Annotated in this window: 29 protein-coding genes; 3 read left to right on the top strand and 26 right to left on the bottom strand. The window is 69.0% G+C overall.

The window, feature by feature from the left end; translation table 11 throughout:
• Positions 1-1,059: S49 family peptidase (locus tag BKN37_RS16805; protein WP_207547251.1), on the bottom strand; the 1,059-nt coding region annotated here is incomplete at its 3' end.
• A 37-nt stretch (positions 1,060-1,096) separates the two neighbouring features.
• Between BKN37_RS16805 and BKN37_RS16800 the strand changes: the two genes are divergently transcribed.
• Complete coding sequence (locus BKN37_RS16800) at positions 1,097-2,026, top strand: LLM class flavin-dependent oxidoreductase (RefSeq protein WP_071027885.1); 930 nt, start codon at positions 1,097-1,099, stop codon at positions 2,024-2,026.
• A gap of 101 nt (positions 2,027-2,127) precedes the next feature.
• Positions 2,128-3,357 (top strand): serine hydrolase domain-containing protein, encoded by a 1,230-nt coding sequence (locus tag BKN37_RS16795; RefSeq protein WP_071027883.1) that lies wholly within the window; start codon positions 2,128-2,130, stop codon positions 3,355-3,357.
• Between the two features lie 76 nt (positions 3,358-3,433).
• Here BKN37_RS16795 and rplO read toward each other — a convergent pair whose 3' ends face one another.
• From rplO to rpsJ, 23 genes are all read right to left on the bottom strand, one after another.
• Positions 3,434-3,874: a 50S ribosomal protein L15 gene (gene rplO / locus BKN37_RS16790; protein ID WP_071027882.1), complete on the bottom strand. Its 441-nt coding sequence runs from the start codon at positions 3,872-3,874 to the stop codon at positions 3,434-3,436.
• On the bottom strand, positions 3,874-4,053 hold the full coding sequence (gene rpmD / locus BKN37_RS16785) for a 50S ribosomal protein L30 (RefSeq protein ID WP_071027880.1): 180 nt from the start codon (positions 4,051-4,053) through the stop codon (positions 3,874-3,876). Before rpmD ends, rplO begins: the two co-directional genes overlap by 1 nt.
• Before the next feature lie 3 nt (positions 4,054-4,056).
• Positions 4,057-4,740 (bottom strand): 30S ribosomal protein S5, encoded by a 684-nt coding sequence (rpsE, locus tag BKN37_RS16780; RefSeq protein WP_083341852.1) that lies wholly within the window; start codon positions 4,738-4,740, stop codon positions 4,057-4,059.
• A 25-nt stretch (positions 4,741-4,765) separates the two neighbouring features.
• Complete coding sequence (gene rplR, locus BKN37_RS16775) at positions 4,766-5,134, bottom strand: 50S ribosomal protein L18 (protein ID WP_207547252.1); 369 nt, start codon at positions 5,132-5,134, stop codon at positions 4,766-4,768.
• Positions 5,135-5,175: 41 nt separating this feature from the next.
• Positions 5,176-5,715, bottom strand: a complete 540-nt coding sequence (gene rplF / locus BKN37_RS16770) for a 50S ribosomal protein L6 (protein WP_071027873.1) — start codon at positions 5,713-5,715, stop codon at positions 5,176-5,178.
• Positions 5,716-5,730: 15 nt separating this feature from the next.
• Entirely contained in the window at positions 5,731-6,129 is a 399-nt protein-coding gene (rpsH, locus tag BKN37_RS16765; protein ID WP_071027871.1) for a 30S ribosomal protein S8, read from the bottom strand.
• Positions 6,130-6,181: 52 nt separating this feature from the next.
• Entirely contained in the window at positions 6,182-6,367 is a 186-nt protein-coding gene (locus tag BKN37_RS16760) for a type Z 30S ribosomal protein S14 (protein WP_071027869.1), read from the bottom strand.
• A 4-nt stretch (positions 6,368-6,371) separates the two neighbouring features.
• A complete protein-coding gene (rplE, locus tag BKN37_RS16755; protein WP_071027867.1) occupies positions 6,372-6,935 on the bottom strand; it encodes a 50S ribosomal protein L5 in 564 nt (187 codons plus the stop codon).
• Positions 6,936-6,939: 4 nt separating this feature from the next.
• The gene (rplX, locus tag BKN37_RS16750; protein ID WP_071027865.1) at positions 6,940-7,257 is read right to left on the bottom strand and encodes a 50S ribosomal protein L24; all 318 of its coding nucleotides are present in this window, start codon (positions 7,255-7,257) and stop codon (positions 6,940-6,942) included.
• Complete coding sequence (gene rplN, locus BKN37_RS16745; RefSeq protein ID WP_003883432.1) at positions 7,258-7,626, bottom strand: 50S ribosomal protein L14; 369 nt, start codon at positions 7,624-7,626, stop codon at positions 7,258-7,260. It lies immediately after the preceding gene.
• A gap of 163 nt (positions 7,627-7,789) precedes the next feature.
• Complete coding sequence (locus tag BKN37_RS16740; RefSeq protein ID WP_071027863.1) at positions 7,790-8,671, bottom strand: formylglycine-generating enzyme family protein; 882 nt, start codon at positions 8,669-8,671, stop codon at positions 7,790-7,792.
• A 23-nt stretch (positions 8,672-8,694) separates the two neighbouring features.
• On the bottom strand, positions 8,695-11,046 hold the full coding sequence (locus BKN37_RS16735) for an arylsulfatase (protein ID WP_071027862.1): 2,352 nt from the start codon (positions 11,044-11,046) through the stop codon (positions 8,695-8,697).
• Between the two features lie 183 nt (positions 11,047-11,229).
• Complete coding sequence (rpsQ, locus tag BKN37_RS16730) at positions 11,230-11,556, bottom strand: 30S ribosomal protein S17 (protein ID WP_071027860.1); 327 nt, start codon at positions 11,554-11,556, stop codon at positions 11,230-11,232.
• Positions 11,556-11,789: a 50S ribosomal protein L29 gene (gene rpmC, locus BKN37_RS16725; protein WP_071027858.1), complete on the bottom strand. Its 234-nt coding sequence runs from the start codon at positions 11,787-11,789 to the stop codon at positions 11,556-11,558. The genes rpsQ and rpmC overlap by 1 nt, the downstream gene beginning before the upstream one ends.
• Positions 11,789-12,205 (bottom strand): 50S ribosomal protein L16, encoded by a 417-nt coding sequence (rplP, locus tag BKN37_RS16720; RefSeq protein WP_071027856.1) that lies wholly within the window; start codon positions 12,203-12,205, stop codon positions 11,789-11,791. The genes rpmC and rplP overlap by 1 nt, the downstream gene beginning before the upstream one ends.
• Before the next feature lie 3 nt (positions 12,206-12,208).
• Positions 12,209-13,033, bottom strand: coding sequence for a 30S ribosomal protein S3 (rpsC, locus tag BKN37_RS16715; RefSeq protein WP_071027854.1), 825 nt, complete (start codon positions 13,031-13,033; stop codon positions 12,209-12,211).
• Positions 13,033-13,521, bottom strand: a complete 489-nt coding sequence (rplV, locus tag BKN37_RS16710) for a 50S ribosomal protein L22 (protein WP_071027851.1) — start codon at positions 13,519-13,521, stop codon at positions 13,033-13,035. The genes rpsC and rplV overlap by 1 nt, the downstream gene beginning before the upstream one ends.
• Positions 13,518-13,799 carry a 30S ribosomal protein S19 gene (gene rpsS / locus BKN37_RS16705; protein WP_011739061.1) on the bottom strand — a complete coding sequence of 94 codons (282 nt, stop codon included), beginning with the start codon at positions 13,797-13,799 and terminating at the stop codon, positions 13,518-13,520. Before rpsS ends, rplV begins: the two co-directional genes overlap by 4 nt.
• A 19-nt stretch (positions 13,800-13,818) precedes the next feature.
• Positions 13,819-14,658: a 50S ribosomal protein L2 gene (gene rplB / locus BKN37_RS16700; RefSeq protein WP_071027849.1), complete on the bottom strand. Its 840-nt coding sequence runs from the start codon at positions 14,656-14,658 to the stop codon at positions 13,819-13,821.
• Positions 14,659-14,684: 26 nt separating this feature from the next.
• Positions 14,685-14,987 carry a 50S ribosomal protein L23 gene (gene rplW, locus BKN37_RS16695; RefSeq protein ID WP_071027847.1) on the bottom strand — a complete coding sequence of 101 codons (303 nt, stop codon included), beginning with the start codon at positions 14,985-14,987 and terminating at the stop codon, positions 14,685-14,687.
• Entirely contained in the window at positions 14,987-15,640 is a 654-nt protein-coding gene (gene rplD / locus BKN37_RS16690) for a 50S ribosomal protein L4 (RefSeq protein ID WP_071027846.1), read from the bottom strand. Before rplD ends, rplW begins: the two co-directional genes overlap by 1 nt.
• On the bottom strand, positions 15,640-16,293 hold the full coding sequence (rplC, locus tag BKN37_RS16685) for a 50S ribosomal protein L3 (protein ID WP_071027844.1): 654 nt from the start codon (positions 16,291-16,293) through the stop codon (positions 15,640-15,642). The genes rplD and rplC overlap by 1 nt, the downstream gene beginning before the upstream one ends.
• A gap of 14 nt (positions 16,294-16,307) precedes the next feature.
• A complete protein-coding gene (rpsJ, locus tag BKN37_RS16680; RefSeq protein ID WP_003883485.1) occupies positions 16,308-16,613 on the bottom strand; it encodes a 30S ribosomal protein S10 in 306 nt (101 codons plus the stop codon).
• Between the two features lie 396 nt (positions 16,614-17,009).
• Here rpsJ and BKN37_RS16675 point away from each other — a divergent pair, with 396 nt between their 5' ends.
• Positions 17,010-17,486, top strand: a complete 477-nt coding sequence (locus BKN37_RS16675) for a hotdog fold domain-containing protein (RefSeq protein WP_071027842.1) — start codon at positions 17,010-17,012, stop codon at positions 17,484-17,486.
• A gap of 270 nt (positions 17,487-17,756) precedes the next feature.
• Here BKN37_RS16675 and BKN37_RS16670 read toward each other — a convergent pair whose 3' ends face one another.
• Together BKN37_RS16670 and BKN37_RS16665 are read right to left on the bottom strand one after the other, a co-directional pair.
• Positions 17,757-18,524, bottom strand: a complete 768-nt coding sequence (locus BKN37_RS16670) for a DUF6585 family protein (protein ID WP_131823630.1) — start codon at positions 18,522-18,524, stop codon at positions 17,757-17,759.
• 142 nt (positions 18,525-18,666) lie between these two features.
• On the bottom strand, positions 18,667-20,151 hold a 1,485-nt coding region (locus BKN37_RS16665; RefSeq protein WP_071027839.1), incomplete at its 5' end, for a carboxylesterase/lipase family protein.

Here is a 20,151-nt window from a genome sequence, read left to right as displayed (position 1 = left end):
GGCCGCCACCTCGTCGGCGGCGGCCGCCTCCCGCAACGACGCGGCGATGGTGTCCCCGCCGTCACCGGAGTTGCCGAACGGCAGCAGCTGCCGCCCGCCGCGGCCGCTGACGATGGGCCCGGCGACGGTCACCACCGCGATCGCGGGTTTGGGTTTGCGGCCCGGCAGGCTGGCCACCGGCAGCCCCGGACGGTCGGCGGTGGCGTGCGCGTACCGGGACAGGTACAGCCGCGGCGGGGCGTCGTCACCGTCCGGGTCCCCGGATTCCGGTGAAATCCCTTCGGCGCCCACCAGTTCCGCGATCCGCGCGTAGGCCTGGTCGCGGAAGCCGATCCGGTCGATCAGCCCGGCGCCCACCGCGTCGTCGCGCAGCAGCGGCGCCCGGTCGGCCAGCGCGTCCACGGCGGCGGTGTCCAGGCCGCGCGAGTCGGCGACCGCTTGGCGCACCTGGGCGTGCAGGCTTTCCACCAGCGCGGTGTCGGCCTCGCGGTGTGCATCGGTGTAGCTGTCCTGGGTGAAAAGGTTTGCCGCCGACTTGTATTCGCCGCGGGCGACGAACTGGGCCTCGATGCCCACCTTCTGTAGCGCGGTGCGCAAAAACATCGCGTTGGTGGCGAACCCGATCAACCCGACGGTGCCGGACGGCTGCATCCACACCTCGCCGAACGCCGACGCCAGGTAGTACGACAGGGTGCCCGGATAGGTTTCGGCCCACGCCACCGACGGTTTGGCCGCGGTGAACGCCGCGATCGCCTCCCGCAGCTCCTGCACCGGCCCGGCCGCCGCGGCCGGCAGCTGCACCCGGGCGATCAGCCCCGCCACCCGCGGATCCTCGGCGGCGCGGTGGATGGCGGCGACGACGTCGCGCAGCACCGGGGGCCGCCCGCCGGCGGCGAGGATCGCCAGCGGATCCAGGCCGCCGGTCTCGTGCGGCACCGCCTGCAGGTCCAGTTCCAGGACGCAGCCGTTGGGCACCCCGCGGTGCCGGGCGGTATCGACCCGGCGCACCACCGCACGCAGCTCGTCGAGGCCGGGGACGTCGGGCAGCAACGCAAACATGAGTTGAGCCTACCGACGCCCGACGTACCGTGGTCGGGTGCGGTTCGCGATCTCCATCCCCCAACTGGACAGCACCGGCGTCGACGCCGACGGGCTGCGGGCGTATCTGGCCCGCGCCGAGGAACTCGGGTTCGAGAGCGGCTGGACCCTCGAGCAGGTGGTCGGCGAGGCGCCGCTGCTGGCGCCGCTGGAGCTGCTGGCCTATGCGGCGGCCTGCACCCAGCGGCTGCGGCTGGGGGTGGCGGTGCTGGTGACCTCGCTGCACGACCCGCTGCAGCTGGCCTCGGCGGTGACCGCGGTGGATCGGCTCAGCCACGGCCGGCTGGATCTGGGGGTCGCGCCCGGCGGCGGGTTCCGCAAGTTCGCCGCGTTCGGGGTGAACCCGGCGACGTTTGTGGCCCGCTTCACCGAGGGCCTGGCGTTGATGAAGGCGGCCTGGTCCGACCCGCCGCGGGTCAGCTTCCGCGGCCGGTTCCGCACCGTCGAGGACCTGGCGATCCAACCCAAACCGGTGCAGCGCCCGCACCCGCCGATCTGGTTCGGCGGGCACGCGCCGGCCGCGCTGGCCCGGGCGGTGCGGCACGGCGACGCCTTTTTGGGCGCGGGGTCGTCGACCACCGCCAGCTTCGCCGCCGAGGTGGTGGGGCTGCGCCGCGAACTCGACGCGCAGGGCAAGGACCCGGCCGGGTTCACCATCGGCAAACGGGTGTATCTGATGGTCGACGACGACGCCGAGCGGGCCCGGCAGCGGGTGCTGACCGGGGTGCAGCGCATCTACGGCGGGCGGCTGCGCGACGCCGAGGCGGTGCCGGTGGCCGGGACCCCCGACGATGTGGTGCGCGGGCTGCGTGCGGTGATCGACGCCGGCGCGCAGCTGATCCTGCTCAACCCGGTCGGGGCCGACGTCGCCGAGGACCGCGAGCAGATGGAACGCCTGGCCGCCGACGTGCTGCCGCAGCTGCGTTAGAGTCCCCCCCTCCGCGCGAGCGTGCGTGTCCCCGGTCAACACGCCGGGGAATTTCCCGTTTTCACGCACGCTCGCACCGGCTGCGGCGGTATAACCACCCGATGGTGCTCAAGGTCGCGGTGTCGCCTGACCTGATCGGCGGCGACGTCGATGCGGGCTACGGCAAGGTCGCCGACGCATTCCGGGCCAACTTCGCTCAGCGCCGGGAGGTCGGCGCCGCGGTGGCCGTCTACCGCGACGGCGTCAAGGTCGTCGACCTGTGGGGCGGCTACCGCAACGGCCGCACCACGGAGCCGTGGCAGCACGACACCATGGTGAACATGTTCTCCACCACCAAAGGTGTTGCGTCCCTTGCCGTGGCGGTGGCCGCCGCCCGCGGGCTGATCGACTATGACGCCGCCGTCGCCGACTACTGGCCGGAATTCGCGCAAGCAGGCAAGGCCAACGTGACGGTGCGGCAGCTGCTGTCCCACCAGGCCGGCCTGCCCGCCCTGGATGCGCCGCTGCGGCTAGCCGATCTGGCCGACCCGGCGAAGCTGTCGGCGGTGCTGGCCGCGCAGGCACCCGCCTGGCCGCCCGGAACCCGGCACGGCTATCACGCCCTCACGCTGGGCTGGTATGAGTCCGAACTCATCCGGCGCACGGATCCGGCGGGCCGGACGTTGGGCCGGTACTTCGCCGACGAAATCGCCGCCCCGCTGGGCCTGCAGCTCTACATCGGGTTGCCCGCCGCGGTGGACCGCACCCGGGTCGCGCAGTTGCACGGCTGGAAACGCGTCGAGGCGTTGCTGCACCTCAATACGATGCCGCCGCGGTTGGCCCTGGCACTACTGAATCCGTTCGGTCTCACCGGCCGAAGCGTCAACCTGCCCAACGATATCGACGCGATGCGCGACTTCAACCGCGAAGACGTCCGCACCGTCGAGATGCCGGCCGCCAACGGCATCGGCACCGCGCGATCGGTGGCTGCGGCCTACGGCAGCGCCGCCACCGGCGGCGGCGAACTCGGGCTAACGCCCACCACTTTCGATGCGCTCACGCAACCGGCGGTGGCCCCGAGCCGCGGCCTCCGGGACAAGGTGCTGCACGTCGATTCGGTGTTTTCGCTGGGATACTGCAAACCGGTGCCGCACTTCTGCTTCGGCTCCTCCGACAAGGCGTTCGGCACCCCCGGCCTCGGCGGCTCGCTCGGGTTCGCCGACCCCGACAGCGGTATCGGATTCGGCTATGTGATGAACCGGTTGGGTTTCCACCTCTACAGCGATCCGAGAGAAATCGCCCTGCGCCAGGCGCTGTTCCGCGATGTGCTGGGCGCGCGACCGCAGACCTAGCGACGAGCAGACGCAAAATCGCACAAATCCGGACCGGATCGTGCGATTTTGCGTCTGCTCGCGGCGGTGAAAAGCGCTACAGCTCGGTGACCGAACCGCCGACGGCGGTGATCTTCTCCCGGGCGCTGCCGCTGAACTTGTGGGCGGTGACGTCGACCTTGACCGCGATCTTGCCGTCGCCGAGCACCTTCACCAGGGTGTTCTTGCGCACCGCACCCTTGGCCACCAGCTCGTCGACGCCGATGGCGCCGCCCTCGGGGAACAGCCGGCCCAGGTCGCCGACGTTGACGACCTCATACTCGGTGCGGAACCGGTTCCGGAACCCCTTGAGCTTGGGCAGCCGCATGTGGATCGGCATCTGCCCACCCTCGAAGGTCACCGGCACGTTCTTGCGGGCCTTGGTGCCCTTGGTGCCGCGGCCGGCGGTCTTACCCTTGGAGCCTTCACCGCGCCCCACCCGGGTGCGCTTCGTCTTGGACCCGGGCGCCGGAGCCAGGTCATGCAGTTTGATGGTCATCAGGCCTCCTCAACCGTCACCAGGTGGTGGACCACCTTGATCAGGCCACGGGTCTGGGCGTTGTCCTCGCGCACCACCGACTGGCGGATCTTGCGCAGCCCCAGGGTGCGCAGGCTCTCGCGCTGCTTCCAGCGAGCGCCGATGGTGCTGCGCACCTGGGTGATCTTGAGGTCTGCCATGTCTTATGCCGTTCCCTCTCGCGCGGCGGCGGCCGCCAGCGCTTCGCTTTCCCGCCGAGCCTTGAGCATGCCCGCCGGTGCGACGTCCTCGATCGGCAGACCGCGTCGGGCCGCCACCTCCTCGGGACGCTGCAGCATCTTGAGTGCGGCCACCGTGGCGTGCACCACGTTGATCGCGTTGTCGCTGCCCAGCGACTTGGACAAAATGTCGCGCACCCCAGCGCATTCCAGCACCGCACGCGCGGCACCACCGGCGATCACCCCGGTACCCGGGCTGGCCGGGCGCAGCAGCACCACACCGGCGGCGGCCTCACCCTGCACCGGGTGGGTGATGGTGCCACCGATCAGCGGCACCCGGAAGAAGCCCTTGCGGGCCTCCTCGACGCCCTTGGCGATCGCGGCGGGAACTTCCTTGGCCTTGCCGTAGCCGACGCCGACCATGCCGTTACCGTCGCCGACGATCACCAGCGCGGTGAAGCTGAACCGGCGACCACCCTTGACCACCTTGGACACCCGGTTGATGTTGACAACCCGCTCCAGGTAGTTGCTCTTGTCGCCGTCGCGGCCGCGGCCGCCGTCGCGCCGGCCGCCGTCACGCCGCCCGCGCCCCTCAGACTCGCCGCGGGTGCCGCCCTGCGCCGTAGTCGCCTGCTCGGGGCCGGCTGCCCCGGTCGGCTGCTCCGCCATCATGCGGTCCTTCCGTTATCGGTCATCAGAATGTCAATCCGCCCTCGCGCGCCGCGTCGGCCAGCGCCGCGATCCGCCCGCCGTAGGTGTAGCCACCCCGGTCGAACACGACGGTGTCGATGCCGGCGGCCTTGGCCCGCTCGGCGATCAGCTGGCCGACCCGCACGCTGTGGGCCTTCTTGTCGCCCTCGACCGCACGCACGTCGGCCTCGATGGACGACGCCGCCGCCAGGGTGGTGCCGGTCAGGTCGTCGACCAGCTGCACGTGGATGTGCCGCGACGACCGGTGCACCACCAGCCGGGGCCGCTGGGCGGTACCCGAGATCTTCTTGCGCAGCCGGGCGTGCCGACGCAGCCGCGAGGCGCGCCGGGCCGCGGAGACGCTCTGCCCCACCGGCTTGCGCGCGACGGTGCCTGCCTGTGATTGCGCCATGACTACTTACCTGTCTTTCCGACCTTGCGGCGGACCTGCTCACCCTCGTAGCGCACGCCCTTGCCCTTGTACGGGTCGGGGCGGCGCAGGCGGCGGATGTTCGCCGAGATCTGGCCGACCTTCTGCTTGTCGATGCCCGAGATGGAGAACTTGGTGGGGGTCTCCACCGCGAACGTGATGCCCTCGGGGGCCTCGATCACCACCGGGTGGCTGTAGCCCAGCGCGAACTCCAGGGTGGAGCCCTTGAGGGCCACCCGGTACCCGACGCCGAAGATCTCCATCTTGGTGGTGTAGCCCTCGGTGACCCCGGTGACCAGGTTGGCCACCAGCGTGCGGCTCAGCCCGTGCAGCGACCGGCTGCGCCGCTCGTCGTCGGGGCGGGTCACCACGATGGCGCCGTCGTCGTCCCGCGCCACCCGGATCGGCTCGGCCACCGCCAGCCCCAGGGTGCCCTTGGGCCCCTTGACCGACACGTTCTGGCCGTCGATCGTCACGTCGACCCCGGCCGGAACCGGGATCGGCTGCTTACCAATACGCGACATAGCTCTAGCTCTCCCTCACCACACGTACGCGAGGACTTCGCCGCCCACGCCCTGCCTGGCTGCCTGACGGTCGGTGAGCAGGCCCGAGGAGGTGGAGATGATGGCCACGCCCAGGCCACCGAGCACCCGCGGCAGGTTGGTCGATTTGGCGTACACCCGCAGACCGGGTTTGGAGATGCGGCGCAAGCCGGCCAGGCTGCGCTCCCGGTTCGGGCCGTACTTGAGGTTCACCACCAGCGCCTTGCCCACCCGAGCATCCTCGACGTGGTAGTCGCTGATGTAACCCTCCCGCTTGAGGATCTCGGCGATGTTGGCCTTGATCTTCGAGTGCGGCAGCGTCACCTCATCGTGGTACGCCGAGTTGGCGTTGCGCAGACGCGTCAAAAAGTCTGCGATGGGGTCCGTCATCGTCATGACTGAGGTGTCACCTTCCTCGCAGTGGTTCCCATGCCGGGCCTACCGCGCTTCACCAGCTGCTCTTCTGCACACCGGGCAGCTCACCGGCGTGCGCCATCTCGCGCAAGCAGATACGGCACAGCCCGAACTTGCGGTACACCGCGTGCGGGCGACCGCACTTGCTGCACCGGGTGTAGGCGCGGACCGCAAACTTGGGCTTACGCTGCGCCTTGTTAACCAGAGCCTTTTTCGCCATCTGATCAGTTCTCCTTGAACGGGAAGCCCAGGGCCCGCAACAGCGCCCGTCCTTCGTCGTCGTTCGTCGCCGAGGTGACGACGGTGATGTCCATGCCGCGGGTCCGGTCGATGGAGTCCACGTCGATCTCGTGGAACACCGACTGCTCGTTGAGCCCGAAGGTGTAGTTGCCGGAGCCGTCGAACTGCTTGGGCGACAGGCCGCGGAAGTCGCGGATACGCGGCAGCGCAATCGAGGTGAGCCGGTCCAAGAACTCCCACATCCGGTCGCCGCGCAGCGTCACCCGGGCGCCGATCGGCATCCCCTCGCGCAGTTTGAACTGCGCGATCGACTTGCGGGCCTTGCGGATCTCCGGCTTCTGCCCGGTGATCAGCGACAGGTCGTTGACCGCGCCGTTGATCAGCTTGGCGTCGCGGGCGGCGTCACCGACACCCATGTTGACGACGACCTTCACCACGGTCGGGATCTGCATCACATTGGCGTAGTTGAACTCTTTGTGCAGCGCGTCGCGGATCTCTTCCCGGTAGCGCACCTTCAGCCGGGGCTGGGTCTTTTCTGCCGTTGTCATCGCCTCAGATGTCCTTGCCGTTGCGCTTGGAGATGCGGACCTTCTTACCGGTCTCCTCGTCCACCCGGTAGCCGACCCGGGTGGGTTTGCCGTCGGAGTCGACGATCATCACGTTCGACACGTGGATCGGGGCCTCCTGGGTGACGATGCCGCCGGACTGCGCACCGCGCTCGTTGCGCGACACCGCGGTGTGCTTCTTGATCCGGTTGACGCCCTCGACCAGCACCTTGTTGCGGGTCGGGAAGGCCTTGAGCACCTTGCCCTTGGCGCCCTTGTCCTTGCCGGAAATGACCAGCACGGTGTCGCCCTTGTGGATTTTCATCTACAACACCTCCGGGGCCAGCGAGACGATCTTCATGAAGCGCTTCTCGCGCAGTTCCCGGCCGACCGGGCCGAAGATGCGGGTTCCGCGCGGGTCGTTGTCGGCCTTGATGATCACCGCGGCGTTCTCGTCGAACTTGATGTAGCTACCGTCGGCGCGGCGACGCTCCTTGACGGTGCGCACCACCACCGCCTTGACGACGTCACCACGCTTGACGTTGCCCCCGGGGATGGCGTCCTTGACGGTCGCCACAATGACATCGCCGATGCCGGCGTAGCGCCGCGACGAGCCACCGAGCACCCGGATGCACAAGATCTCCTTGGCACCCGTGTTGTCGGCGACCTTCAGCCGCGATTCCTGCTGAATCACTCGATCTCCTCGGCGTGGTTAACGTGTGCACGGCAGACGGATGGCAACTCGGCCTGTCATGCGCGGTCTTCATCGCCGAAGGGCACGCGGGGCCGACTCGCGCCGGCCGAGGTCTGCCCACGGCAACCCCTAGAGTCTAGGTGACGACCTGCTCAGCGCCAAATTAGCGGTCGGCCACGCAGCGGAACCCGATATGGGTGGTGGCGGTGTCCTGGGATTGCGGGGACCGGGCCGCCGGCCGGTAGCGATGGCAGTACTCCGGCGCGCACAGGTGCGAACCGCCCTTGAGGGTTTGGCTGATGGCCGGGTCGGCGGGCCCGGTCGGCGCGCAGCAGCCCTTCGCCGGCCGGTCCGGCCGGTGCCGGGCGCTGTATTCGGTGGCGGTCCATTCCCACACGTTGCCGATCATGTCGAGCAGGCCGAAGTCGTTCGGCGCGAAGCTGCCCACCGGCGAGGTGCCCACCCAGCCGTCGGCGCCGTCGTTGCGGTACGGGAAGCGGCCCTGCCAGGTGTTGGCCCTCAGCCGCCCGCCGGGCGCGGGCTCGTCACCCCACGGGTAGATGGTGGTGGCGCCGCCGCGCGCCGCGTACTCCCATTCGGCCTCGCTGGGCAGCCGCCGCCCGGCCCAGCGGGCGTAGGCGGCGGCGTCGGGGTAGGCCACCTGCACGACGGGGTGGTCGGGCCTGTCGGTGATGTCGCTGCCGGGTCCCTCCGGGTGCCGCCAGGACGCCCCCGGCTGCCACCGCCACCACTGCCGCCAGTCCCGCAGATCCACCGGGCCCGACGTCGGGGTGAACACCAGGGCTCCGGGCACCAGGTCGGCCGGGTCGGCGCCCGGGTACAGCGCGGGGTCGATGGGCTGCTCGGCGACGGTGACGTAGCCGGTGTCGGCGACGAACGCGGCGAACTGCGCGTTGGTGACCGGATGGCGCTCCACCGCGAACGCCGCCACCGACGCGGTGTGGATCGGGGCCTCGTCGGGGTAGAAGCCGGTCGAGCCCATCGCGAACGCCCCGCCGGGCACCTCGACGAGTTCGGTCAGCATGACTTCAGGGTAGGGGCGGCGCCTCAGTCCCGGGCGAACGCCGCCGCCAGCTCCGTTTCCAGGTCCAGGTAGGGCTGGCCGCTGAGGTCCACGGTGACGTCGAGGATGCGGCCGCCGACGAACGCGAACGGCGCGACATACGCCGAGCACACCGCCTGCCCGGTGTTGCGTCCCACGCTGACGCCGCCGCCGGCCAGCGCGAACGCGCCGGGTTGGGTGAGCATGTCCGGCGCGGTGGCGACGACGACGTCGTCGACGTACAGGGCCGCCTCCCCGACCGGGGTGTGACTGCCCTCCACCGTCCCGGTGCGCTGGTAGCGCACCCCGAAGATGTGCTCCCCCACCGGGATCGGGTCCGGCGCGGACAGCCACTGTTCCCGCTCGCCAAGGAAGTTGTAGACGTAGTGCAGCCGCCCGTCGGCGATGAACAGCACGTGCCCGCCGTGCCGCGCACCCTGCTTGAACAGCACACCCGCCGCGTCGGCGGCGTCGACGCCGACCCGGGCCAACACCGCGAAGGATTGGCCGCGCAACTCCACGCAGGCACCCAGCGGCACCTCGGCGGTGTGCGGGTAGTAGGTGTAGCTGGTGCGGTCGCCGGCCAGGTACGGCCGCCACCGCATCGCGGTCTCCAAGATGTTGAGGTCGGCCAGCGGCAGACCGTGGTACTTGGCCGCCTCGGCGAACCACAGCGCTTTGAGCTCCTCGAGGCGGTCCGGCTCGTCGGCGGCGCGGTCGTGCAGTTGGCTGCGGTCGGCCGCCAGGTGGAACAGCTCCCAGCGGTCGGCGTCGAAGTGCCCCCAGCCGGCCGGTGAGGCGGCGTGCACGGTGTTGGCGAACCAGCCCCGATGCCAGATCCCGCGGGTGCCCAGCATGGTGTAGAACTGGGTTTGCTTACCGGTCGCGGCCTGCGGATCGGCAAGCGCCGCTTTGAAACTCACTCCTTCCAGCGGTTTTTGCGGGATACCGCGGACCGTCGCCGGCGGGGTCAGGCCGAGCAGGTCGTAGATGGTCGGGGTGACGTCGCAGACATTGATGTAGGTGTCGCGGACCTCGCCGCGCGCTGCGATTCCGTTGGGCCAGCAGATGATTGCCGGGTCGGCAATGCCGCCCTCGTGGGAGGCGTACCGCTTGTAGAGCTTGTAGGGCGTGTTGAACGCCATCGCCCACCCGATCGGATAGTGGTTGTAGGTTTCCGGCCCGCCGAGTTCGTCGAACAGCTTCATCGCCTCCTCGACGGTGTCGAGGTAGCCGTTGAAGAATTTGTTCTCGTTGGGGGAACCGTTGGGCCCGCCCTCACCGCTGGCCCCGTTGTCGGAGATCACCACCACGATCGTGTTGTCCAGCTGGCCGGATTCCTCCAGATAGTCCAGGATCCGGCCGATCTGGGCGTCGGTGTAGCTCAGGAAGCCGGCGAACACCTCGGCCATCCGGGAAAACAGCCGCTTCTCGTCGTCGCCCAGGCTGTCCCAGGGCCGCACGGTGTCCAGCGCCGGCCACGGCTGACCGTCGGCGCTGGTGGCATCGAGGTAGGGGTTGATCGGCGACAGCCCGGTGTCCGGCGGCACCAGCCCGAGCCGCTTCTGGTTGTCCAGCACGATCTCGCGGTAACGCTCATATCCCATGTCGAATCGGCCGGCGTAGCGGTCGGCCCACTCGGTGAAGACGTGGTGCGGGGCGTGCCCGGCGCCCGGGCACACGTATCCGAACCACGGCTTGTCGGGGGCGATCACCTTGGCGTCGCGGATGAATTCGATTGTCTTGTCGGCGATGTTCTTGGACAGGTGATACCCGTCGTCGGGGGTGGCCGGCGGGTCGACGCGGTGGTTGTCGTACACCAGGTCGGGGTACCACTGGTTGGTCTCCCCGCCCATGAAGCCGTAGAACCGTTCGAATCCGCGCGACAGCGGCCAATGTCGTTTGGTCGCCGCCAGATTGCACTCCTCCAGCGGGGTCAGATGCCACTTGCCCACGCAGTAGGTGTTCCAGCCGTGCTCGGCGAGCACCTCGGACAGCAGCGCGGTCTCGTGCGGAATACGGCCGCTGCAGTTGGGGAAGCCGTCGGTGAATTCCTCGATGGTGGCCATGCCGACGCTGGTCGGGTTGCGACCGGTCAGCAGCGCCGCCCGGGTCGGGGAACACAGCGCGGTGGTGTGAAACTGCGACAGCCGCACCCCGCGTTCGGCGAGGCGGGTCATGTTGGGCATGTCCACCAGCCCGCCGAAGCAGTCCCAGGTGGCGATGCCGACGTCATCCCAGACCAGGTAGAGGATGTTCGGCGCGCCGTCGGGCGCGGTGGGCGCCGCGAACGGGCCCCAATCCGGTTCGGAATCCCGGATGTCCAGTTCGATGTTGCCGCTGAATTCGCTTGGCATCGCCCACTCCGCTCACGCAGCCCCCAACCGTCGGAGACTACACCCGCGAGGTGGGTGCGGGGCGACGTAGCGCTGGCCTAACCCGGCCTGGCCCCACTGAGATCGACGTCCAAATTGACCTATAGCCCCGAAATCCGGGGGTTTGCGCCGTATGGACGTCGATCTCAGCAGCGCCCAGGGGGCTTACTTGGCTTTTTCGAGGATCTCGACCAGCCGCCAGCGCTTGGTGGCCGACAGCGGACGGGTCTCCATCAACGACACCCGGTCGCCGATGCCGGCGTCACCGTTCTCGTCGTGCGCCTTCACCTTCTTGGTGGTGCGGATGATCTTGCCGTACAGCGGGTGCTTCACCCGGTCTTCCAGCTCGACCACGATGGTCTTCTGCATCTTGTCGCTGACCACGTAGCCGATCGCGGTCTTGCGCCGACCGCGCGGCTTCTCGGTGCGCGGGGTGTGCTTGGGGCCCTTCTCCTTCGGAGCGGTCTTCGACCCGGCCTTCGCCTCTGCCATTACGATTCCTCACCATCGGGTCCGGACGCCAGACCCAGCTCACGTTCACGCAACACGGTGTAGATGCGGGCGATCTCCCGTCGCACCACACGCAGGCGCCGGTTGTTGTTGAGCTGACCGGTCGCCATCTGGAAACGCAGGTTGAACAGCTCCTCTTTCGATTCGCGCAGCCGCTCCACCAGCTCGTCGTCGCTCAGCTCCCGCAGTTCGCCGGCGGCCACTCCCACTGCCATCAGAACTGCTCCTCTCGGGTCACGATGCGCGCCTTGATCGGCAACTTGTGGATCGCGCGGGTCAGCGCGGCCCGCGCGGTTGCCTCGTTCGGGTAGCTGAGCTCGAACAGCACCCGGCCCGGCTTAACGTTGGCCACCCACCACTCCGGCGAACCCTTACCCGAACCCATCCGGGTCTCGGCGGGCTTCTTGGTCAACGGGCGGTCCGGGAAGATGTTGATCCACACCTTGCCGCCACGTTTGATGTGCCGGTTGATCGCGATACGCGCCGACTCGATCTGCCGGTTGGTGATGTAGGCGTGCTCCAGCGCCTGGATGCCGTAATCACCGAAGCTCACCTGGGTGCCACCGCTGGCGATGCCCCGTTGCTTCGGGTGATGCTGCTTGCGGTGCTTGACCTTGCGGGGAATCAACATGATTCAGCTCTCCTGCGTTTCAGCGGCCGGCTCGGCGGCGGCCGGCGCCGCCGCGGCTTCCTCGGCACCCGCCCGGCCGGCGTCGGTGCTGGTCGCGGTGGTCCCGGCGGCCCCGCTGCGCCGCGGCCGGGTGCCCGACGGGCGTTCCCGGCGCGGACGGTCCGGGCCCGACGGCGCGGCCACGGCCAGCTCGCGCTTGCCGCCGACCACGTCGCCCTTGTAGATCCACACCTTCACGCCGATCCGGCCGAAGGTGGTCTTGGCCTCGTACAGGCCGTAGTCGATGTCGGCGCGCAGCGTGTGCAGCGGCACCCGACCCTCGCGGTAGAACTCCGAGCGGCTCATCTCCGCGCCGCCGAGGCGGCCCGAGCACTGCACCCGGATGCCCTTGACGTTGGGCTGGCGCATCGCGGACTGGATGGCCTTGCGCATCGCGCGGCGGAACGCCACCCGGTTGCTCAGCTGCTCGGCGACGCCCTGGGCCACCAGTTGCGCCCGCGACTCCGGGTTTTTGACCTCGAGGATGTTGAGCTGCACCTGCTTTTTGGTCAGCTTCTCCAGGTCGGCGCGGATCCGGTCGGCCTCGGCGCCGCGGCGGCCGATGACGATGCCCGGCCGGGCGGTGTGGATGTCGACGCGCACCCGGTCGCGGGTGCGCTCGATCTCCACGTCGGCGATGCCGGCGCGCTCCAGGCCGGTGGACAGCAGCCGCCGGATCGCGACGTCTTCCTTGACGTAGTCGGCGTACTGCTTGTCGGCGTACCAGCGGGACTTCCAGTCGGTGGTGATACCGAGCCGGAAACCGTGCGGGTTGATCTTCTGGCCCACTACTGCGAGCCTCCCTTCGATTCGGAAGTCTCAGCCTTCTTGGCCGGTGCCTTCTTGGCGGCGGCGGCCTTACTGGCCTGGGCCCGACGCGCGCGGGTCGCGCTCGCCGAACCGGTGCCGCGCCGCTCCTTGACCGGCCGGCTCTCCACCACCACGGTGATGTGGCTGGTGCGGCGGCGGATCCGGAACGCCCGCCCCTGGGCGCGGGGCCGGATGCGCTTGGCGGTGGGCCCCTCGTCGGCGTAGACGGTGGCCACCACCAGGGTGGCCGGGTCCAGCCCGTTGTTGTTCTGCGCGTTGGCGGCCGCGCTGGCGATCACCTTGGCCACCGGTTCGCTGGCGGCCTGCGGCGCCCAGCGCAGGATGTCGAGCGCCTCGGACACCGACTTGCCGCGCACCAGGTTGATCACCCGGCGCGCCTTGGTGGCCGACACCCGCACGAAGCGGGCCTTGGCGACCGCGGAGGGGAACTCAGTCGTAACACTCATCGCCGCTTACTCTTCCGGTCGTCTTTGATGTGCCCCTTGAAGGTGCGGGTGGGCGCGAACTCGCCGAGCTTGTGCCCGACCATCGACTCGGTGACGAACACCGGCACGTGCTTACGGCCGTCGTGGACGGCGAAGGTGTGCCCGATGAAGTCCGGGATGATCGTCGACCGACGCGACCAGGTCTTGATGACCTGCTTGGTGTTCTTCTCGTTCTGCACGTCGACCTTTTTGAGCAAGTGGTCGTCGACGAACGGGCCCTTTTTGAGGCTGCGTGGCATCGCTTAACTCTCCTCCGCTTTACCGGTGCTTCTTGCCGGTGCGCCGGCGTCGGACGATGAGCTTGTCGCTCGGCTTGTGACGGCGGCGGGTGCGCCCCTCGGGCTTACCCCACGGGCTGACCGGGTGGCGACCACCGGAGGTCTTGCCCTCACCACCACCGTGCGGGTGGTCCACCGGGTTCATCACCACACCACGGACGGTCGGGCGCTTGCCCTTCCACCGCATCCGGCCGGCCTTACCCCAGTTGATGTTGGCCTGCTCGGCGTTGCCGACCTCGCCGACGGTGGCGCGGCAGCGCACGTCGACGCGGCGGATCTCCCCCGACGGCATCCGCAGCGAGGCGTAGGTGCCTTCCTTACCCAGCAGCTGGATGCTGGACCCCGCCGAGCGGGCCAGCTTGGCACCGCCGCCGGGCCGCAGCTCGACCGCGTGGATCAGCGTGCCGGCCGGGATGTTGCGGATCGGCAGGTTGTTGCCCGGTTTGATGTCGGCGTTGGCGCCCGACTCCACCACGTCGCCCTGCGAAAGACCCTGCGGGGCAATGATGTAGCGCTTCTCCCCGTCCAGGTAGTGCAGCAGCGCGATCCGCGCGGTGCGGTTCGGATCGTACTCGATGTGCGCGACCTTGGCGTTGACGCCGTCCTTGTCGTTGCGACGGAAGTCGATCACCCGGTAGGCACGCTTGTGGCCACCGCCCTTGTGCCGGGTGGTGATGCGGCCGTGCGCGTTACGGCCACCCTTGCCGTGCAGCGGCCGCACCAGCGACTTCTCCGGGGTGGAACGAGTGATCTCGGCGAAATCGGAGACGCTGGCACCGCGACGACCGGGGGTCGTCGGCTTGTACTTGCGAATTCCCATGACTTAAGTCTCTCTCTCGCGCCGGGCTAGGCCGGTGCTGTGAACAGGTCGATCGGTTTGCTGCCGGGCGCCAGGGTCACGATGGCGCGTTTGGTGTTCTTCCGCTTGCCGTAGCCGGTGCGGGTGCGCTTGCGCTTGCCCTGCCGGTTGGCGGTGTTCACCGAGGCGACCTTGACGGAAAAGATCTTCTCCACCGCGATCTTGATCTGCGTCTTGTTGGAGTCCGGGTGCACCACGAAGGTGTACACGTTGTCCTCGATCAGGCTGTAGGACTTCTCCGAGATGACCGGCGCCAGGATGACGTCGTGCGGGTCGGTGACGGTTGCCATCAGGACGAAACCTCCTGCTGCTGGGTGTTCGCGCCGATGTAGGCGTTCAGCGCCTCGACGCTGAAAACCACGTCGTCCGCGCGCAGCACGTCGTAGGTGTTGAGCTGGTCGGGGGCCAGGATGTGCACCCCGGGCAGGTTGCGCACGCTCTTGGCGCCGGTCTCGTCGGCGCGGCCGATCACCACCAGCACCTGCTTGCGCTCGGTGAGCGTGCCCAAGAACGCCTTGGCGCTCTTGGTCGACGGGGTCTGGCCGGTGACCAGCTCGGTGACGGCGTGGATGCGGCCGTTGCGCGCCCGGTCCGACAAGGCGCCGCGCAGCGCGGCGGCGATCATCTTCTTCGGGGTGCGCTGGCTGTAGTCGCGCGGCTTGGGGCCGTGCACCACACCACCACCGGTGAACTGCGGGGCCCGGGTCGAACCCTGCCGGGCGCGGCCGGTGCCCTTCTGCCGGTACGGCTTACGGCCACCGCCGCTGACCTCACCGCGGGTCTTGGTCGAGTGGGTGCCCTGCCGAGCGGCGGCGCGCTGGGCGACCACCACCTGGTGCATCAAGGCGATGTTGGCCGGGGCGTCGAACAGCTCGGCCGGCAGTTCCACCGAGCCGTCGGTCTTACCGGCCGGGGTCTTGACGTCAATCTTGATGCCAGCCATTACTTCTCACCTCGCTTGATCGCGCTGCGGACCAGGACGAGCCCACCGTTGCGGCCGGGGATCGCGCCCTTGATCAGCAGGACGCCGTTTTCCGCATCGACCTTGTGCACCACCAGGTTCTGGGTGGTGACGCGGTCGTTACCCATCCGGCCGGCCATCCGGGTGCCCTTGAACACCCGGCCGGGGGTGGCGCAGCCGCCGATCGAACCCGGCCGGCGGTGCACCGCCTGGGCGCCGTGGCTGGCGCCCTGGCCGCGGAAGCCGTGCCGCTTCATGGTGCCGGCGAAGCCCTTGCCCTTGGAGGTGCCGGTCACGTCGACGTAGCTGCCGTCGGCGAAGATCTCGGCGGTCAGCTCCTGGCCGACCTCGTATTCGGCGGCGGCGGTCTCGTCGTCCAGGCGCAGCTCGGCCAGGTGCCGGCGCGGGTTGACCCCGGCCACCGCGTACTGGCCGGTCACCGGCTTGTTCACCTTGCGCGGGCTGATCTCGCCGTAGGCCAGCTGCACGGCGGAGTAGCCGTCGCGCTCGGGGGTGCGGATACGGGTCACCACGTTGGGCCCGGCCTTGACCACCGTCACCGGCACAACCTTGTTGTTCTCGTCGAACACCTGCGTCATGCCCAGCTTGGTACCCAAAATGCCTTTACGTGCCATGGTTATTCAGGCTCCTACTGGATGTTGACGTCGACGCTGGCCGGCAGATCGATGCGCATCAGGGCGTCAACGGTCTTCGGGGTCGGGTCGAGGATGTCGATCAGCCGCTTGTGCGTGCGCATCTCGAAGTGCTCCCGCGAGTCCTTGTACTTATGCGGGGACCGGATGACGCAGTACACGTTCTTCTCGGTCGGCAGCGGCACCGGGCCCACCACGGACGCGCCGGTGCGGGTGACCGTCTCGACAATCTTGCGCGCCGACGCGTCAATAGCCTCATGGTCGTAGGCCTTGAGCCTGATGCGGATTTTTTGTCCCGCCACGCTTCTGCTACCTCGCTCCTGCTTAGGGGCCGTGTCCGGCCCCGCTGGTCTACTGCCCTGCGCTGTCCGCGCTGGATGTTGCCGCCGCTGTTTACCTGTCCTGGTCCACCGGCCCCCGCGGTCGGGTGTGTCGCCCGCCCGCGACTCGTCGGCGCCGAAAATTTTCGTCACTGTCCGAGGATGGGACCGGACGCGCCGTGTGGCGCCGGTCGTATGCCCGGCCAGGCGCGAACCCGGCGCAAGGCAACCCGAATAGTATGCCCCAGATCGGGGTGGCGGCCAAATCCTGGGCCGATCGGTTGACTCTGCATCCAGGGCGCGAAAGTACGAGTAGACGACGCCCTGGGCGCAGAGTCAACGGCGTGGCGATCTTACTTTCAAGTAAGGTAGCCGGTTATGACCACTCCGACCAGCACCTACCAGGCCTGGAAGCGCCTTTCCGGACGCCCCGGCGGCACCCTGCTGTTCTCGGCCGCGGCGATGGCCCGGGTGCCGTACTTCGCCTCGATCCTGCCGCATGTGGTGCGCATGGAGCCCGGCCTGGCCGAGGTGGCGGTGCCCAAGTGGTTCTTCGTGTACAACCACCTGCACACCGTGCACGCGATCGCCTCCTGCAACGCCGCCGAGGTCGCGATGGGGATGCTGATGGAGGCCACGGTGCCGCGCAGCCACCGCTGGATCCCCAAGGCGATGACCGTGCAGTACCTGGCCAAGGCCACCACCTCGCTGCGGGCGACCGCCCGGCTGGATCCGCCGGACTTCAGTTCGATTGCCGAGGGCGTCGAGGTGGTGGTGCCGGTCAGCGTGACCGACCGCGACGGCGTCGAGGTGGTGCACGCCGACATCACCACCTGGGTGACCCCGACCGAGTAGGGCTTACGGCGGCCAGTCTGCGGTGACGGCGCCGACACTGTGCTCAGGGCGTCGACCCTGAACTCTGCGCGTCGAAGCTGAACTGGCGGCACCGAGGCTGAACTCACGGCGCCCAGACTGAACTCAGAGCGCCGCTTCGGCTCGGACGACGCTCTCAGCTCAGTCTGGAGGCGCTCAGTTCAGCCTCGATGCCCTAGCCGCAGGCTCGACGCCATAGGTTCAGGCTCGGCGCCCTAGTCGCAGGCTCGGCCCACCGGGCGAGGCCGCAGGTCAACTTATCGGTCGCGCAGCGCGGAGGCGCTCGGTTAGCGCCAGAAACACGAAGAAATTCGGGATCTGGCGGACCGCCTCATAGACCAGCAATTTTGGCCGTTCCTCTGACCGCACGTTTACCGTGCCATTCGTGACGGTGATGTCGCTTACCCGCGACCACGGCCAGCCGCTCGTGCCAGTACCCACCTGCTGTGCGGTAACCCAGATCCGGCCGAACTCTAACCGCTGTCCAGCCATAATGGCCGCCCAGGCAACAGGCAATTGCGCGTCGGTTACCGCGCGTTGGATCGTCGGACCCCACTCAGTGGGTTGCTGGAAATTGCCAGTGATCGTGAACTTCGCCCCGCTTGTGTCGCGCAGTCGGTAGCTGTATCTCCGCTGCGAGCCGAGGGTGTGGTGGTAGTCAACGATGTTCTGCCACAACGCCGTATCGTCGTATCGAACGACCCGCAATTTGCCCCGTTGCACCACGGTAATACCGCGCTCAAAGATGTCCAGCCGCGCACCCCGGTTGGCCGCCGCGTGCAGGGCATATCCGCCGCCGATCACGACCGCCGGAATGGTGGCAAGAATAGCCGCCGCCGGCGCGCCGACGCTGACCAGGCCAATTGCCGCACCGCCGAGCAGTATTAGCGCGAGGATTAGCGGCCTATTCCAGATCAGCGTCCAGCGGTGGGACCCTCGATGTTCACCCAGATCGGCCTGCCGGGCAACGGCGTCGATCCGCGCTGGCCATTGCGAATCGGCTGCTGGTGGCTGCACCATGTGGCGCCACATTACCTACGGGACACCAGCGCCCGCTATCTGCATCGAGATCGACGTTTCGGTGACTTCCACTCGGCGTTTAGCCCGAAAACGTCGATCTCGGCGCACTCGGCGAGGGGTGACGCACTCGGCGAGCCGAACGTCAGCGCGGGGCGCGGGCCGCCGCCCAAAACGGGCATTGATGGTCGGCCTCGAAGCTGGTAGTGACCCGGTTTCCGTCGGTGCGCAGCGACAGCCACGGCCCGTCGTGTCCGGCCTTCGGCCAGTCCGGCGCCCCGGCGGCCTTGGGGGTACCGGTGGTCACGAAGTGGCTCCAGTAGGCGATCATCTGCTGCGACAACGCCCGCTGCTCGGCGTCCAGCGGCGGCGCGCCGCCGACGTCGAACAGGTAGCGCATCTCCAGCGAGTGGCTGGCGCCGATCGGGAACGGCACCCGCTCATACATCTCCGGGGCGGGCGCGTGCCGGTCGTCGAACTCGTAGGCGTAGACCGCCGGTGCGCTGTCGGAGAATCCGTCGGTCATCCGGTCGGCCAGGCAGGAAAAGATGTCGTCGGTCGCGGCGGCCGCGTAGGCCAGCGAGACGCTGCCGCCGTAGCGCTCGGGCGGGTAGTGCGCCAGCACGGCGGGGCCGATCGCCGCGCCGAAGGTGTCGGCCAGCACACCCGGATACTCCGCGGCGGTGATCTCCTTGCCCTCCCGCAGGTATTGCAGCGCCACGAACATGGTGAATTCGTCGGCGTTGGTGCCGATCAATACCGGCACCTTCGCCGCGCCGCCGGTAGCGGTCACCGCCACCGGGTCGACGGGCAGCACCCGGGTCCCGGTGACCGGACCGGACAGCCGGTCGCTGCCGAACCGGGCGTACCACAGCGGTTCGGCCAACTTGCCGGCCGGCAGCGCACGCAGGCACGGCCCGGCGGCACCCGGATCCGCGCACCCCACCGCCGCGGCGTAGTCCTGGCTAACCCGCTGCGCGGTCGGCACATCGACCTGCGCCTGACACGGCCCGCTCTGGATGATCGCGGCCCTAAACAGTCCGGCCGATCCGGGGGCGACCAGGTGGTCGCAGACCGACATTCCGCCGGCGGATTCGCCGGCGATCGTCACCTTGGTCGGGTCGCCGCCGAAGCTGGCGATGTTGTCCCGGACCCAGCGCAGCGCGGCCTGCTGGTCGGCCAGCCCGTAGTTGCCCACCTCGCCGAGGGCCGGGTGCGCCAGGAACCCCAGTGCCCCCAACCGGTAGTTGATGGTGACCACGACGATGTCACCCTGGGTGGCCAACCAGCGGGCGTTATAGATGTCGCCGCTGCCGTTGACGAACCCGCCGCCGTGGATCCACACCATCACCGGCCGCTTCTCGGTCGCGTTCAGCGGCGGCGTCCACACATTGAGGGTCAGGCAGTCCTCGCTGGTCCCCGGATCCGCGACGCCACCGTTGCCCTGCAGACACCACGGCCCGGTTTTGCTGGCATCGCGCACCCCCGGCCACGGCGCGGCCGGGCGGGGCGGCTGCCAGCGCAACGGCCCCACCGGCGGCGCGGCATAGGGCAAGCCGGCGAACAGCCGGTAATCGGCGGGGGCGGGTGTGTCGGGGGTGGTGGGGGCGTGGGGGTGGGGGTGGGGGGG

This window comes from Mycobacterium talmoniae (assembly GCF_001854525.1).
In the GTDB taxonomy this organism is placed as follows: Bacteria; Actinomycetota; Actinomycetes; order Mycobacteriales; family Mycobacteriaceae; genus Mycobacterium; species Mycobacterium talmoniae.
The sequence above is the reverse complement of the archived record's forward strand: the minus strand, read 5'-3'. Positions and strand labels throughout refer to the sequence as shown.

Coding starts and splice junctions, on each gene's coding strand:
- BKN37_RS16795 (WP_071027883.1), top strand. CDS start 2,128: ATGGTGCTCAAGGTCGCGGTGTCGCCTGACCTGATCGGCGGCGACGTC.
- rplO (WP_071027882.1), bottom strand. CDS start 3,874: ATGACCATCAAACTGCATGACCTGGCTCCGGCGCCCGGGTCCAAGACG.
- rpmD (WP_071027880.1), bottom strand. CDS start 4,053: ATGGCAGACCTCAAGATCACCCAGGTGCGCAGCACCATCGGCGCTCGC.
- rpsE (WP_083341852.1), bottom strand. CDS start 4,740: ATGGCGGAGCAGCCGACCGGGGCAGCCGGCCCCGAGCAGGCGACTACG.
- rplF (WP_071027873.1), bottom strand. CDS start 5,715: ATGTCGCGTATTGGTAAGCAGCCGATCCCGGTTCCGGCCGGGGTCGAC.
- rpsH (WP_071027871.1), bottom strand. CDS start 6,129: ATGACGATGACGGACCCCATCGCAGACTTTTTGACGCGTCTGCGCAAC.
- BKN37_RS16760 (WP_071027869.1), bottom strand. CDS start 6,367: ATGGCGAAAAAGGCTCTGGTTAACAAGGCGCAGCGTAAGCCCAAGTTT.
- rplE (WP_071027867.1), bottom strand. CDS start 6,935: ATGACAACGGCAGAAAAGACCCAGCCCCGGCTGAAGGTGCGCTACCGG.
- rplX (WP_071027865.1), bottom strand. CDS start 7,257: ATGAAAATCCACAAGGGCGACACCGTGCTGGTCATTTCCGGCAAGGAC.
- BKN37_RS16740 (WP_071027863.1), bottom strand. CDS start 8,671: ATGCTGACCGAACTCGTCGAGGTGCCCGGCGGGGCGTTCGCGATGGGC.
- BKN37_RS16735 (WP_071027862.1), bottom strand. CDS start 11,046: ATGCCAAGCGAATTCAGCGGCAACATCGAACTGGACATCCGGGATTCC.
- rpsQ (WP_071027860.1), bottom strand. CDS start 11,556: ATGGCAGAGGCGAAGGCCGGGTCGAAGACCGCTCCGAAGGAGAAGGGC.
- rpmC (WP_071027858.1), bottom strand. CDS start 11,789: ATGGCAGTGGGAGTGGCCGCCGGCGAACTGCGGGAGCTGAGCGACGAC.
- rplP (WP_071027856.1), bottom strand. CDS start 12,205: ATGTTGATTCCCCGCAAGGTCAAGCACCGCAAGCAGCATCACCCGAAG.
- rplV (WP_071027851.1), bottom strand. CDS start 13,521: ATGAGTGTTACGACTGAGTTCCCCTCCGCGGTCGCCAAGGCCCGCTTC.
- rpsS (WP_011739061.1), bottom strand. CDS start 13,799: ATGCCACGCAGCCTCAAAAAGGGCCCGTTCGTCGACGACCACTTGCTC.
- rplB (WP_071027849.1), bottom strand. CDS start 14,658: ATGGGAATTCGCAAGTACAAGCCGACGACCCCCGGTCGTCGCGGTGCC.
- rplW (WP_071027847.1), bottom strand. CDS start 14,987: ATGGCAACCGTCACCGACCCGCACGACGTCATCCTGGCGCCGGTCATC.
- rplD (WP_071027846.1), bottom strand. CDS start 15,640: ATGGCTGGCATCAAGATTGACGTCAAGACCCCGGCCGGTAAGACCGAC.
- rplC (WP_071027844.1), bottom strand. CDS start 16,293: ATGGCACGTAAAGGCATTTTGGGTACCAAGCTGGGCATGACGCAGGTG.
- BKN37_RS16675 (WP_071027842.1), top strand. CDS start 17,010: ATGACCACTCCGACCAGCACCTACCAGGCCTGGAAGCGCCTTTCCGGA.
- BKN37_RS16670 (WP_131823630.1), bottom strand. CDS start 18,524: ATGGTGCAGCCACCAGCAGCCGATTCGCAATGGCCAGCGCGGATCGAC.